We start from the raw sequence: 14,023 nt of genomic DNA, 5'->3' as shown, positions 1-14,023 counted from the left end.
GCCAGGGGTAAATGCGTGAAGCGATTAAGCGAACATGCATTACAAAGCCCGGCATGCCTTTCTTCAAAACGATATAAATTCCCGGCGATTCAGGAATTTAATTCGTACATATTGCGGTTTAGGGTAATCCCTTATTCGTGATTACCCTAGGTCACGGAGTCAATCGTCACCCGCGCCGGTGGCGTTGCGCGCTTCGGACAAAGCCACCGTCAGGTGCATGACTTTCTTCTTTAACTGATCGCGTTCGTCGGTCAGCTTGGTCAGCAAACCTCGCAGGCGGGCGACCTCGCCGGGCAGATCCTCGATGTTCTCGATGGGCTCCTCGGGCGGGGTTTCACGTGGCGGCGGCGCCTTGGCCTGGCGCACCTCGCGCGCGGCCTGTTGCAGCTCTTTCTTGCCGCCAGCGACGGCCGCAGCCTGACGCTCGGCGGGCAAGGAGGCGACTGCAGCGGCGGCATTGATCGAGATTGCGCCCTCTTTTACCGCCCGCACCAATTCCGGCGCGGCGTCCTTCTGGATTTTTTCAATCTGACCCAGCGTGCTGCTGCTGATCCGCGCCGCACGCGCCAACGCCTGACGGCTGGGGACGGGCGGCGTCCATTGGATCGTCGGCGGCTGCACATGCGCGCCAGGGGCGCCCGGCGCGTCTTCGTCCCAGGGAGGCGATCCGTCGGACGATTCTTCGGACGATGCTGCGCCGGAGGACGCGTCTGACGACGAGCCGGCCGCCCCTTCGGGCGGCACGGCGCGTGCCAGCAGAATCTCTTTCTTGCGCAGCGCCAGCACGCCCCGCTGGAAGTCCGATACGCTGCGCCGGCCCAGATGGTTTTCAATCATCCATAGATGCACGTCCGCCATCGACTTGAATGCGGTGTTCTGCCGGGTTTGGAATTCAATGCCGTGCTTCTTGCAGATGGCGTAGCGGTTGTGTCCATCAACCAGCAGATCGCCCCACAACACCAGCGCATCGCGGCAGCCCTCGTCCAGCAGGCTGCGCTCCAGCGCCTCGTGTTCGTCTTCGGTCAAAGGGTCTATATAGGCGCGCAGGCCCTCGTCAATCCTGATATCCATGGTGTCCAAAAGTACAGTTCTTGCCAACGCCGCGCTACGCCAATCCAAGGCCGCGAAGCAAATCTTGAATGGAAGCCAGCCGCGCCACGGGGTCGGTCAGGCCCAACAAACGGGCCTTGTCGTCCGCAGGCAGCGGCAGCAGTTCACACCAGCGATCCGCCACCCAGCCGCAATCATCCAGCCGGTATGGCGGCGCCACGGGCATCCGCTCGGGGGGCACGCCCTCTTGCTGCCATTGGGCCACCAGTCGGCCCAGTGCATCTGCGCTGGCCTGCATGGCACTTGGCACGGGCGTGGGCGGGTCGTCGGCGATGGGCTCGGTCCGGCCCATCCAAAGACCGTATTTTGCCACCTCGCTGGAAATCAGCCGGAATCGGCTTGTGCCCAGGCAGCGCACCTCCAGCAATGCGGGCATGGGCGCGTCCCAAGTGTCGATACGCGCCATCGTGCCTACGGGCGACAGGGTCTCGACCCCTTCGGGCGAACGGACCTCGTTACCTGCCAGCAAACCCACGACGCCAAACTCGCTGCCATCCGCAATGCAACGGCGGATCATATCCAGGTAGCGCACCTCGAATATACGCAGGTGCAGCACGCCGGCGGGAAACAGCGTATTGGACAAGGGAAACAGCGGGATCAGCGCCATGGCGGCCTCCTAGGTGACGTCGAAAGCGGCGTCCACTGGCACCTGCATGGCCGTCACCATCGCATTGGTTTGCGCCGCCATGCCTATGACAGACAGCAGCTCTGCATGCTGGCCATCCGTCATGCCCTTAGCCTTCGCGGCGGCGGTGTGGGAATGAATGCAGTACGTGCATCCGTTGGCCGTGGATACGGCGATGTAAATCATTTCGCGCACCAGGGGCGACAGTTCGCCCTCGGCCATCATGACCTGCTTCAACTGCGTCCAGACGCGCAGCAGTTGCGGTGGATCGTTGGCCAGCGCACGCCAGAAGTTGTTGACGAAATCTGATTGGCGCGTCGCCCGGATGTCCTCGAACACGGCCCACGCCTCGGGGCTTTTCCGGACATCGTCATCTGATAACAATTTGACCGTGCTCATGCCTGTATCTCTGGTTATTGCGCGTATGCGCCGAAAAATCTCGTCACCTGGGTATCGTACCCAGACGGCCGCGCCTGCCCTATGATGAATTTGCGTCACCGGCCCTATGCCCGGCGGCCATGCAGCCTTCCATCATAGTTCGGCGGCGGCGCCGGCAAGTGCCATCCACGGAGACATCATGCCCCAACTATCCGCCTATCTCAGCTTTGACGGCAATTGCGCCGATGCCATGCGCTTTTACGAACGCGTGCTGGGCGGCCAGCTGGAAGCCATGATCCGATACGCCGACGCGCCGCCGGACGCCGCCATGCCAACGCTATCCGCAGAAGACGCCGAGCGCATCATGTATGCGCGCCTGGGGCTGGACGAACAGACGCTGATGGGCAGCGACGCGACTGTTGGCCACCCCTATCCCGGCAAACAAGGCGTGGCCTTGTCGCTGGTCTTTCCGACGGTGTCCGATGCGCACCGGGTTTTCGAGCAATTGGGCGAAGGCGGCAGTGTAACGATGCCGCTGCAAAAGACATTCTGGGCGGAAGCGTATGGGGCGTTGATTGACCGCTTTGGCACGCGCTGGATGATCAGCGGCGGCCGCAGCACCCACTGACGGCGCTGAATCCAGGTCATGCCTGACGTAGCGCCTGCGTGACGCCCTGCCTCAAGGTCATGCCTGACGTAGCGCCTGCGCGACGCCCTGCCCGGCTTTTGAATTATTTGCAGTTGTCTACCCGGCCCTTGCAGTAATCTGGCTGCGCCCCTCACCCACAGGAAGCGCCCGCCATGACCTTTCTTGCCAGCGCCAATCTGCTTCGTCATCGGGACGGCCACGAAGCCCGTGTCACCTATGTCGAACTTTTCTTTGACTTGGTCTACGTGTTTGCGGTGACGCAGCTGTCACACAGCCTGCTGCATGACCTGACGTTGATGGGTGCCGTACACACACTGGTGTTGTGGTTTGCCGTTTGGCTGGGCTGGCAATACACCTGCTGGGTGACGAACTGGTTTGATCCCGACGCGCTGCCCATGCGGATCATGTTGTTCGGCGTCATGCTCGTGGGCTTGATCGCCGCCGCCGTGCTGCCTGATGCGTTCGGCGCCAACGGCTTGATATTTGCCATCTGCTACGTGCTGATCCAGGTCGGGCGCACCGTGTTCATCGTGCTGCACCTGGGGTCCAAACACCCGCTGGCCGACAATTTTCAGCGCATGCTGGGCTGGCTTTCGATATCGGCGGTGTTGTGGATTGCGGGCGGGCTGGCCTCGGGCGATGTCCGGCTGGTTTTGTGGATTCTGGCCGTGGCCTGCGAATACATTTCCCCGATGATCGGCTTTCGCTTACCGGGGCTGGGCCGCTCACGCACCAGCGACTGGACGATAGAAGGCGGCCATCTGGCCGAACGGTGCCAATTGTTCGTGATCGTGGCGCTGGGCGAAACGCTGCTGATCACTGGCGCGACGCTGGGCGAACATACCCACTGGGACGCCCCCACGCTGATCGCCCTGCTGGTGGCGTTTCTGGGCACTGCGGCGATGTGGTGGGTGTACTTCGATACCAGCAGCAAAGACGGTAGCGAGGCCATCGTGCATTCCTCGGACCCAGGCCGCATCGGCGCCTATTTTCACTATGTGCATGTGATTTTGATTGCGGGCGTGATTGTGTCGGCGGTGGCCAATGAACTGGTCATTCTGCACCCCGACGGCCGCATCGCCACGCCCGCTGCTGCGGCGCTGATCGGCGGCCCGGCGCTGTATCTGCTGGGCAATGGCATCTACAAGGCCGTGGTGTACGCCCGCTTCCCGCTGTCTCACGTGGTCGGGCTGGTGTTGCTGGCGGTGCTGGCGCCCGTGTCGTATGTGACTGACAACTTGATGGTGGGCGGCCTGACCACCTTGATCATGATCGTGGTTGCGGTCTGGGAAAGCGTGTCGCGGCGATCGGCGGCGCAAGCGCGCGCCGCGCTCTGACCGCCGCGCGGCTACCGCCGCTTGCCGAAAACCGACTTGGGCGTACGGCCATGAAAGCGCGTGAAAGCCGCGCTGAAATTAGCCGGGTGCCGATAGCCCACGCAATACGCGGCCTGGGCTACCTGGCAACCCGTTTCCAGCAGTTCCCACGCGCGGCGCATACGCAGCTCGGTCAGCAGCCTGTGCGGGCTATTGCCATATAGCGTGCGGAATCCTTCTTTCAGTTTGAACTCGTTCAAGCCCGTGGCCAGACACAGATACTGCACGGTCAGATCCCGGTCCATCTGTTCCTGCATCAAGGCGCGTGCGGCTTCCAGCCGCGCGATGTCGGTCTGACTGAGCCGGCCTGGCTCAGGCGCGGGCCCCAGGCCGCGCAATTGACGGGCCAACAAGGTCAATGCGCGGATATGCGCGTCCAGCGGATCACCGCCCGCCGCCAGTTCCACCGCAGCCGCGCTGAGTTCAGCGCTGGTCTTGCGTTGGGACAGACGCCGCAAACCGCCCTCGCCCAGCAGGCTTTCGGCCCGCTCATCGCCGGCATAACGGCGTAATACCTGTTCGCCCACCAGCAAGCGCAATTGCGACACCGTCGCGCCGCCCAGATAGCGTCGTTCGCCCTGGCTGCGCTGAAAGGCGGTCACCGTCGTATGACCGCCCCGGAAATCCAGTTCGGAGCCGTCCGCGCCTTGATAGGCGGACATGCCCTGCATCGCCAACGTGATCACCAGCGTGCGTGCGCCGTAGCCCGCCGCATTTTCTTCGATCAGGTCCCGCACCGGCGTGTACTGCGAATGCACCAGCGTCAGGCCGTCATCCAGATCCATGCGGTCTGCATAGCAAAGGCCCAGCTCCTGCGGCAAGGCATGGCGCCGCCATCCCGGACGGGGGCTATGGCCAGGCTGGGCAAGCAGGGACGAAACACGCATGAACATGGGGCTTTCCTTGGCTGGCGCACTGCGGGATGCGAACGCCGCCGATTTGCATACGGATAAATCCGAATCGCATACAAACGTTAATGATAGTCGTTCGCATAAAGAAATACCATCGTCGGGACGGCTGCGCAAGGACAGCGGCCGCGGATGCACGCACAGGAACCCCGATGATCCCGCACCCCCCTCTTACGCCCATCGCCTGGGCGCTGGTCTGCCTGACCTGCGCGCCCGACGTGTTCGCCCAGCCGCCTGCCGAGCTGCCCGCCATTACCGTCACTGCCGACAAGCAGGAGCGCGTGCTGGAATCCGTGCCCGCCAGCCTGTCCGTCTTTGATGGCGACATGCTGGAATCACAAGGTATTCAGAACGTTGAAGCGCTACAGACCATAACGCCGGGCCTGAGCTTCCAGCCCTTTGGCCAGGCGGGCGTCAACTCCCCCGTCATGCGGGGCCTGTCGGCCAATTTCTTTTCGTTCTCAACCTCTACGCTGCTGGTCGTAGACGGCGTGCCGACATTGACCGCGCAGGGTTACGACAACCAGATGCTGGCGATTGACCGGGTAGAAGTGCTGCGCGGCCCGCAATCCACGCTGTATGGCCGAAATGCCGAAGCGGGCGTCATCAATATCCACACCCGGCAGCCCGACAACACCTTGCGCGGCCAGGTCTCCGCCGAAATCGGCAGCCGCGATTTGCGCGTGACGCGTTTTGACCTGAGCGGCCCGCTGGTCGAAGACCGGCTGTACGCCAGCGTTGCCGGCGCATGGCGCAGCCAGAACGGTTTTATCGACAACACCTATACCGGCAAGCGCGAAGACGACCGCGAGTTGCGCAACGGCAAGCTGGCGCTGCGCTGGACACCGTCAGCCAGCACCGACGCCACCTTGCGCTATTCGCAAGTGGATTACCGCGATGGCGCGGCGCTTTGGGGTTCACCAAGCGCTCCGCGCGCGACCGTTGCGTCCGGCACGCCCAGCTGGAACCACTCGATCGGCCGCAGCGCGTCGCTGGCCGTGCAGCATGACTTCGACTCTGGACTGCGTCTGTCGTCCGTCACCGCCTGGAACGACTTCCGCGACCGTGTTCAGCAAGACACTGATTTTTTGCCGGCCGATCTGCTCCATATCGCACGCGACCATCATTTCAGCAATTTGTCGCAGGAGCTTCGTCTGGAAGGCGATTGGAAGCGCGCGCACTGGCTTGTGGGCCTGTATGCCGACGGCGACGATCACGATCTGATCAACACGCAGAAGATGCCGCGGGGTCTGACTGAAAGCGTGGTCAATCTGCGGGGCAACTCCACCGCCGCCTTCACCCACTGGACCGTGCCGCTGGCCGAACGTTGGACGGTCGAAGCCGGTGCGCGCGTCGAACGCGATCAGATCCGCTTCCGGCCGCAAGGCGACTCGCAACGCCGCGCCGATTGGACCCGCGTGACGCCGCGTTTGGCTGTGCAATACGCCTTTGCGCCGCGTCAGCAGGTTTACGCGTCGGTGTCCGATGGCTTCCGTGCAGGCGGCTTCAACGTGTTCTCACCCGCCGCCAACTACGCCGCCTATCAACCCGAGACGCTGCGCTCGTACGAGATCGGCGCTAAAGGCTGGTTGGCCGGCAACCGCCTGCGTTATTCCAGCGCGTTCTACGTCATGACCGTCAAGAACATGCAGGTGCAACAAATGCCGCTACCCGGCTTGGTGTACGTCACCAATGCGGCGTCGGCCCGGTCTATCGGCGCGGAATTCGAACTGGAATATCTGCTGGGCGATGGCTGGTCGATGCAGGCCGGATTGGGCTTGAACCGCACGCGTTTTTCCAGCTTTATGGACGGCTCCGCAGATTACAGCGGCAACCAGAACCCGTTTGCGCCCCGCATCAATGGCTATTTAAGCGCCCGCTACGACGCCCCCGCTGGCTGGTACGCGCAGGCGTCCTTGACCGGCACCGGCAGCGTCTACCTGGACGCCGCCAACCGGTATCGCCGCAACGGCTACGGCCTGATCAATCTGGCGGCCGGCGTCACGGTGCGCCAAGTCGAAATATCTGCCTACGTCAACAACCTGGCCAATCGCCGCTACGACGCGGTTGGCTACCAAAACGGCATCGTCACCGTCTACAGCCCGCCGCGCGAAGCCGGCCTGCGCTTTACCTGGCGCATCTAACAAAGGACCTATTGTGCATATTGATCACTCTCATCCCATGCAGCGCTACTGGACCCTGGCGGCCGCCTCCATCCAGGCTGCCGCCTTGGATGCCGCTTTAGAGCTAGGCATGCTGGATCTCTTGACCGAACCCGCCAGCGCTGAACACGTTTCCGCCGAGCTGCGCCTGCGCCCGGCGCAGACTGCGCATTTGCTGGACATGCTGTGGAGTCTGGACGTGCTGCACCGCATTGACGGCGACCCCGTGCAGTACCTATGCCAAGCGCAAGCGCATCAGTATTTTTGCCAAGGCCAACCCAACTATTGCGCGGACGCATGGCGCTACCGGCGCCGTGCGCTGGCGCATTTCAGTGAGCAGCTGGGCGATCAACTGAATCTGGATGGTCCGCCCATCGAACCTTATGTGCAAACCAACGCCACGGGCTGGGCCAATGCCGCGCGCGTGCAGATCGGCCAGGAGCAGCGCGCCATCGCGGTCGCGGCCGCGCGCCATGCCATCGCCTGCGTGCCCGGGGCGGATCAGGCGCGGCGCATTCTGGATCTGGGCGGCGGCCCGGGCCTGATCGGTATCGATCTGGTGCAGTGCCGCCCTGGCGCTACAGGCGTGGTGTTCGACTGGCCCGAGACCGCTGCGGTGGCTCAGGAGAATATCGCGCTGGCCGGTCTGTCAGACCGCATGACAGTGATAGGCGGTGATTTGGCTGCGGATTCCATCGGCCAGGGTTATGACCTGATCTGGTGCTCGTCCGTGCTGCACTTTCTGCCGGACGCCTGCGCCACCCTGCGCAAGATGTATGACGCGCTGGCCCCCGGCGGCCAATTGGTCATGGCGCATGCGGAAATTCCCGCCGATGCGCGCGCCGCCGCGCGCGTGATGCCCTACTACCTGCCGATGATGCTGCTGGGCAGGCGCGTCACCCGGGCCGGTGAATTGCACCAAGCGTTGCTGGACGCGGGCTACGCCGACGTGCGCGGCTTTGACTCTGACCGCTTCCCCATGGCGCCGGTACACGTGCTGACCGCCCGCAAGGCCCCGGCATGAGCCCCGCCTTGCGCAACGGATGCCGGCAGGCATTGTTTGGCTGGCTCAACCTGGCGTTGACCGCGCCGGGCGTCTATTTATGGCTGGGCCTGCCCCTGGTGCTGCGCCAGCATGGCTGGTCTGGCACGGCCATCGGCCTGTTCCAGCTGGCCAGCCTGCCCACCGTATTCAAGTTTCTGTTTGCCATGCCGCTGGACCGTCGTGGCGCGGAACGCGGCGCCTATCGCGGCTGGGCAGTCGGATTGCTGTTGGCATATGCCGCAGTGCTATGCGCGCTGGGCTGGCGCGATCTCTTGGGCGACAAGCGAGTGCTGTTCACGCTGGCTACGGCAGCGGCATTGGCGGGCACCTGGGCGGATGTGCCCGTCAACGCATTGGCTATCCGCGTGCTTCCGGCATCCAGCCGTGCCTGGGCTGGCGGCATCCGGTCGATGGCTTTGTGCCTGGGCGCTATCGTGGGCGGCGGGTTGATGCTGGTGGCGCAGGCGCGGTGGGGCTGGCAAGCGCCTTTCATCATCATGGCCGCCGCGCTGGCGCTGGGCGCAGCGCTCACGCTTTGCGTGCAAGAAGACCAGGATGGCGTGCGTGCCACCGGCAGCCATGACAAGCAGGCGCCTGCCCGGCTGCTGGCGTACTTTCACGAAGACAGCACGCGCAGCTGGCTGCCGCTGCTGGCGCTGCTGTTTCCGTTTATCGGGTCGGGCTGGTTCTACCTGAAGCCCTTGCTGCTGGATCAGGGCATGGCGCCTGAACGCGTAGCGTGGCTGGTCGGCGTGGCAGGCGGCGCCGTGGGCGCAGCCGCCAGCGCCTTGTCCGCACGCGGCAGCAAACGCCTGCGCGTGGCCGTCACCGTACCGCTGCACGCAGCGGCCGGCTGCGCATCGCTATTAAGCTTGGCGATCGCCGTCTGGCTACAGGCGCCGCCGTCCGTATTGATCGGCTGCGCCATGGCAATTGCCGCCGCCATGGGCGCCACGGCGGCGCTGGCCTTCAGCCTGATGATGTCGCACACGCGGCCCGGCTTGCAGGCGTTGGACTATGGCATTCAGTCCAGCGTGTTCTCGTTCACCCGCATTCTGGCGCCCCTGGCCGCGGGCCTGCTGCTGGACGCGGCAGGCCCGGCCTGGATGCTCGCTGCCTTGGCCGCCGCATCGGCAGGTGTGTTGCTGCTGGCCTTGCGTTCTGCCGGATCGCTATTGCGCCACCGGCTGCACACCCGGCCAGCCGCCGCCCAGCGCTTTGAACAAGGTGGCTAACGCCACTTGGCGCTGCGTGCTGACCTCGATGTAGCTGAGCTGATCCGTGAACGCGCTGCGCTGCGCATCCAAGTAGCGCAGATGGCTGTCCACCCCGCCGCGGTAGCGCGCTTCCGACAGGCGCATCGCTTCCAGGCTGGACTCCGCCAGCGCGCGGCGCGACGCTTCTTCGCGGCGCAAGGTGTCCGTGGCGGCCAACGCGTCGGACACTTCCTTGAAGGCTGTCTGGATGGTTTTTTCGTATTGCGCCACCGCGATATCCTTGCGCACCGTGGCCAGATCCAGATTGGCCATGTTGCGCCCGCCAGCGAAGATCGGCAGCGTGATTTGCGGCGTGAACGACCAGGCGCGCTGGCCTCCGTCGAACAGATTGGAAAGGTCTGCGCTGGAACTGCCGAACAGCCCTGTCAGCGAGATGCTGGGAAAGAACGCCGCCCGCGCGGCGCCGATGCTGGCATTGCGCGACCGCAGCTGATGCTCGGCGGCAAGTATGTCAGGGCGGCGCTCGAGTAAATCGGACGGCGCGCCTGCGGCGATATCTTGCAGCAGCACGGGCGCCTCTGCCAAGCGCTGCGGCAGATAGGGGCTCAGGTCATTCACTCCCACCAGCAGGCCCAACGCATTGCCGGCCTGACGGACTTCGCGGTCCATGCGTTCCCGTTCTGCCCGCGCCTGTTCGGTCAGGCCCAGCGCCTCTTGATAATCCAGGGCTGTGGCCGTACCGGCCTGACGCCGTTTGACGATCAGTTCCAAGGAGGCCAGGCGCGTATCCAAGGTCTGTTGCGTGACCAGCAGACGGCGCTGCGCGCTGTCGCGCGCCAGATACGCCTGGATCACTTCGGCCACCAGACTGATGCGTGTGCTGTGCGCTGTTTCCTCGGTAGCCAGATACTCTTGCAGCGCCGCGTCAGACAGGCTGCGCACGCGCCCAAACAGATCAATCTCAAACGCCGTGAGGCCTATGCCGGCTTGATAGCTGCTTTGCACGCCCGCGCTGCCGGTGCTGCTCAAATCGCCGGGCACCCGCTGCCGCGTGCCCGTGCCTTGCGCGTTGATGCCCGGCAGGCGGTCGGCGCGTTCAATCCGGTATTGCGCGCGGGCGGCTTCAATATTCAGCACGGCCTGACGCAGGTCACGGTTATTGTCCAGCGCCAGCGCTATCAATTGGCGCAACGGTTCGTCGGTCACAAAGGACTGCCAGTCCAAGGTGGCGGCAGCAGATGCCCCACTCTGCGCGGCCGTATCCGCCTGATTCCACTGTCCGGGAATGGGCGCCTCCGGCCGTTCATAGACGGGCGCCATCGAGCAGCCGGCCAGTACCGCGCTCAAGACCACGGCGCCTAGCCTAAGGGGAAAGAAAGTTTGCATCATGACAATCACTCCTCGGCCACGCGGGGCGCCGGCACGGGATCAGACGCTGCCTTATCGCGCTTGCGCGACACAAGTGACAACACCCAGACAAAAAAGATAGGCACAAAAATCACGCCCAACAGCGTGGCGGTCAACATGCCGCCGATGACGCCCACGCCCAGCGCACGTTGGCTGGCCGCGCCCGCCCCGGTCGCCAGCGCCAGCGGCACTACGCCCAGAATGAAGGCCAGAGACGTCATCACAATGGGACGGAAGCGCAGCTTGGCCGCTTCAATGGCCGCGTCCGCCAGCGAGTAACCCTGTTCGCGCAGGCTCTTGGCAAATTCCACGATCAGAATCGCGTTCTTTGCCGCCAGGCCGATGATGGTGATCAACCCCACCTTGAAATACACGTCGTTGGACATGCCCAGCACCGTCACGGCCAACACCGAACCCAATGCGCCAATCGGCACAATCAGCATCACCGACGCAGGAATGGCCCAGCTTTCGTACAGGGCGACCATCAGCAGAAACACCACCAGCAAGGCCAGCGCAAACAACATGGGCGCTTGCGATCCCGCGAACTTCTCCTGGTACGACAGGCCCGTCCATTCGTAGCCGATACCGTTGGGCAGTTCGGACACAATGCGTTCGATCTCAGCCATCGCTTGGCCGGTGCTGCTGCCTGGCATAGCGTCGCCGGCAATCTTGAAGGCGGGATAACCGTTGTAGCGGGAAACCTGCACCGGACCGTTTTCCCAGCCTGTCTTGACGAATGCGCTCAGGGGCACCATGCCGCCCGACTTGTTCGGCACGTTCAAGAGCAAAATGCTCTCGGGCGTCATCCGGTCGCGCACATCGGCCTGCACCACCACCCGCTGCAAGCGGCCGGCGTTGGCAAAGTCGTTCACGGTGGCCGAACCATAGGCCGACGAGATCGCCGTGCTGATGGTGTCAAAACCCACGCCCAGCGCTTCGGCCTTCTGGCGGTCGATATCCAGACGCAGCTGCGGCGCATCCGCCAGACCTTCCATCATGGCGTAGGCAATGACGGGCGAGCTGTTGGCCTTGGCCAGCAACTGATCACGCGCGGCCGTCAGCGCGGCCCGGCCCAGACCGCCACGGTCTTGCAAGCGCAGCGCGAAACCGCCCGAATTACCCAAGCCATCGATAGGCGGCGGGTTGACCGCCATGATGGAACCGTCGTCAATGATGGCAAAGCGCTCGTTCACGCTATTGGCTACATCGGCTGCCGATTCGCCCTTGCCGCGTTCGGACCAATCTTTCAGAGACGGAAACGCGATACCGGCGTTCTGGCCCGTGCCCGAGAAACTGAAGCCCATGACGGTAAAGGCATCGCCCATGGCGTCCAGCGACATCAGATGTTGTTCAACGTCCGCCACCACCTTGTCGGTGCGGGTATGGGTTGCGCCCGGCGGCAGTTGCACGTCAACAATGACATAACCCTGATCTTCCGCAGGCACAAACGATTCCGGCACGCGCACATACAACACGCCCAGCACCGCCACAATCGCCACGTAGATCACCATGTAGCGGCCGGTGCGTTTGACGAGCCGCGAATTCAGCGCTTCAAAGCGGCCCGTCAGGCGGTTGAACATGCGGTTGAACCCGCCAAAGAACCCCTTCTTTTCCTCGTGATGGCCTTTCGGGATGGGCTTGAGGAACGTCGCGCACAGCGCGGGCGTGAACGTCAGCGCCAGAAAACCCGAGAACAGAATCGACACCGCGAGCGACAGCGAGAATTGCTGATAAATCACGCCGACGGAACCGCTCATGAACGCCAGCGGCAAGAACACGGCGGACAGCACCAGCGTGATGCCGACAATGGCGCCCGACACCTGCTGCATGGCTTTGATCGTGGCGTCGCGTGGCGACAAGCCCTCTTCGGCCATGATGCGTTCCACGTTCTCGACCACCACGATCGCGTCGTCCACCAAAATGCCAATGGCCAGCACCATCCCGAACATGGTCATCATGTTCACCGAGAAGCCCAGCACGGACATCACGGCAAACGTTCCCAGCAAGCAGACCGGCACCACAATGGTCGGAATCAGCGTGTAGCGGATGTTCTGCAAGAACAGGAACATCACCAGAAAGACCAGCACCATGGCCTCAAGCAGCGTATAGACGACCTTGGTGATCGCCACGCTGACAAATTTCGAGGTATCGAAAGGCACGGAAAACGCCACGTCTTCCGGGAAGGACGCGGACAGTTCCTGCAAGCGCGCCTTGACGGCCTTGACCGTGTCGATGGCGTTGGCGCCTGGGGCCAGTTGCACTGCTGCACCCACCGACTTCTTGCCGTTCAAGCGCGTCTCAAAGTCATAACTCTGACGGCCAACTTCCAGCCGCGCCACATCCGCCAGGTGCACAACCGATCCATCGGCATTGGCGCGCAACACGATCTGGCCGAATTCGTCAGGGTTGTCCAACGTGCCCTTTACAGCCAGCGTCGCAGTCAATTCCTGTTCGGGCGAACCCGGGCGGCTGCCGAAACTGCCTGCCGGCACTTGCACGTTTTGCGCGGCAATGGCGGCGTTGACATCGGCTACCGACAGCCCGACGCCCAGCAGTTTCTGCGGATCAATCCACACCCGCATGGCCGCTTCGGCGCCAAAGAACTGCACTTTGCCCACGCCATTCAGGCGCCGGATTTCGTTGTTGATGTTCCGCGCCGCGTAGTCGGACAAGCCCACCACATCCTTATGCGTATCGTCGCCCTTGTACGTCAGGGCGTAGATCATCAGGAAGTTCGAGCTGGCCTGCTCCACTTGCAAGCCTTGCTGCGTCACGGCAGTGGGCAGACGGGCTTCCGCCTTCTTGATGCGGTTTTGGACGTCTACCTGCGCCAGGTCGGGATCGGTGCCCGGCTGGAACGTCACGGTGATTTCAGCGCTGCCGCTAGAGCTGCTGGACGACTCGAAGTACAGCATGTTCTTCGCGCCGTTCAGCTCCTCTTCGATGACGCTCGTCACCGAATCCACCAGCACCGTGGCGGACGCGCCCGGGTAGGTAGCGGCAATCGTGACCTGCGGCGGCGCCACGACCGGGAACTGCGACACAGGCAGCGACGGAATCGCCAGCAATCCCGCCAACGAGATAAAGATGGCCACCACCCAGGCGAAATTGGGGCGGCCAATGAAAAACTTGGACATGTTCTATCC

11 protein-coding genes are annotated in these 14,023 nt (G+C 63.4%); 5 read left to right on the top strand and 6 right to left on the bottom strand.

The features are described from left to right. Nucleotides 1-159: 159 nt before the first annotated feature. Genes RAS12_RS05210 through RAS12_RS05200 form a run of 3 tightly spaced genes read right to left on the bottom strand, consistent with a single transcriptional unit; the run spans nt 160 to nt 2,134 of the window. On the bottom strand, nt 160-1,071 hold the full coding sequence (locus RAS12_RS05210; protein WP_306945807.1) for a ParB N-terminal domain-containing protein: 912 nt from the start codon (nt 1,069-1,071) through the stop codon (nt 160-162). Between the two features lie 34 nt (nt 1,072-1,105). Continuing rightward, nucleotides 1,106-1,717 carry an LON peptidase substrate-binding domain-containing protein gene (locus RAS12_RS05205; RefSeq protein WP_306945805.1) on the bottom strand — a complete coding sequence of 204 codons (612 nt, stop codon included), beginning with the start codon at nt 1,715-1,717 and terminating at the stop codon, nt 1,106-1,108. A gap of 9 nt (nt 1,718-1,726) precedes the next feature. Then, complete coding sequence (locus RAS12_RS05200) at nt 1,727-2,134, bottom strand: carboxymuconolactone decarboxylase family protein (protein ID WP_306945803.1); 408 nt, start codon at nt 2,132-2,134, stop codon at nt 1,727-1,729. Between the two features lie 178 nt (nt 2,135-2,312). Between RAS12_RS05200 and RAS12_RS05195 the strand changes: the two genes are divergently transcribed. Continuing rightward, a complete protein-coding gene (locus RAS12_RS05195; protein WP_306945801.1) occupies nt 2,313-2,741 on the top strand; it encodes a VOC family protein in 429 nt (142 codons plus the stop codon). Nucleotides 2,742-2,914: 173 nt separating this feature from the next. Beyond that, nucleotides 2,915-4,099, top strand: coding sequence for a low temperature requirement protein A (locus tag RAS12_RS05190; protein ID WP_306945799.1), 1,185 nt, complete (start codon nt 2,915-2,917; stop codon nt 4,097-4,099). Nucleotides 4,100-4,110: 11 nt separating this feature from the next. Here the strand turns inward: RAS12_RS05190 and RAS12_RS05185 are convergent, their stop codons facing one another. Next, complete coding sequence (locus RAS12_RS05185; RefSeq protein ID WP_306945797.1) at nt 4,111-5,031, bottom strand: helix-turn-helix transcriptional regulator; 921 nt, start codon at nt 5,029-5,031, stop codon at nt 4,111-4,113. A gap of 167 nt (nt 5,032-5,198) precedes the next feature. Between RAS12_RS05185 and RAS12_RS05180 the strand changes: the two genes are divergently transcribed. From RAS12_RS05180 to RAS12_RS05170, 3 genes are read left to right on the top strand one after another with little or no spacing between them, the layout of a single operon-like run. After that, nucleotides 5,199-7,190, top strand: a complete 1,992-nt coding sequence (locus tag RAS12_RS05180) for a TonB-dependent receptor (protein WP_306945795.1) — start codon at nt 5,199-5,201, stop codon at nt 7,188-7,190. Between the two features lie 13 nt (nt 7,191-7,203). Further along, nucleotides 7,204-8,232 carry a class I SAM-dependent methyltransferase gene (locus RAS12_RS05175; protein ID WP_306945793.1) on the top strand — a complete coding sequence of 343 codons (1,029 nt, stop codon included), beginning with the start codon at nt 7,204-7,206 and terminating at the stop codon, nt 8,230-8,232. Next, the gene (locus RAS12_RS05170) at nt 8,229-9,488 is read left to right on the top strand and encodes an MFS transporter (protein ID WP_306945791.1); all 1,260 of its coding nucleotides are present in this window, start codon (nt 8,229-8,231) and stop codon (nt 9,486-9,488) included. Before RAS12_RS05175 ends, RAS12_RS05170 begins: the two co-directional genes overlap by 4 nt. Here RAS12_RS05170 and RAS12_RS05165 read toward each other — a convergent pair. Both RAS12_RS05165 and RAS12_RS05160 read right to left on the bottom strand, forming a co-directional pair. After that, on the bottom strand, nt 9,426-10,859 hold the full coding sequence (locus RAS12_RS05165; protein WP_306945789.1) for an efflux transporter outer membrane subunit: 1,434 nt from the start codon (nt 10,857-10,859) through the stop codon (nt 9,426-9,428). The two genes, RAS12_RS05170 and RAS12_RS05165, sit on opposite strands and share 63 nt — an antisense overlap. Nucleotides 10,860-10,864: 5 nt before the next feature. Then, nucleotides 10,865-14,014: a multidrug efflux RND transporter permease subunit gene (locus RAS12_RS05160; RefSeq protein ID WP_306945787.1), complete on the bottom strand. Its 3,150-nt coding sequence runs from the start codon at nt 14,012-14,014 to the stop codon at nt 10,865-10,867. Nucleotides 14,015-14,023: the final 9 nt, after the last annotated feature.

The sequence above is a fragment of the Achromobacter seleniivolatilans genome (assembly GCF_030864005.1).
Taxonomy (GTDB): Bacteria; Pseudomonadota; Gammaproteobacteria; order Burkholderiales; family Burkholderiaceae_B; genus Achromobacter; species Achromobacter seleniivolatilans.
Note: the sequence above shows the minus strand (reverse complement) of the source record. Positions and strands in the feature narration are given on the sequence as shown.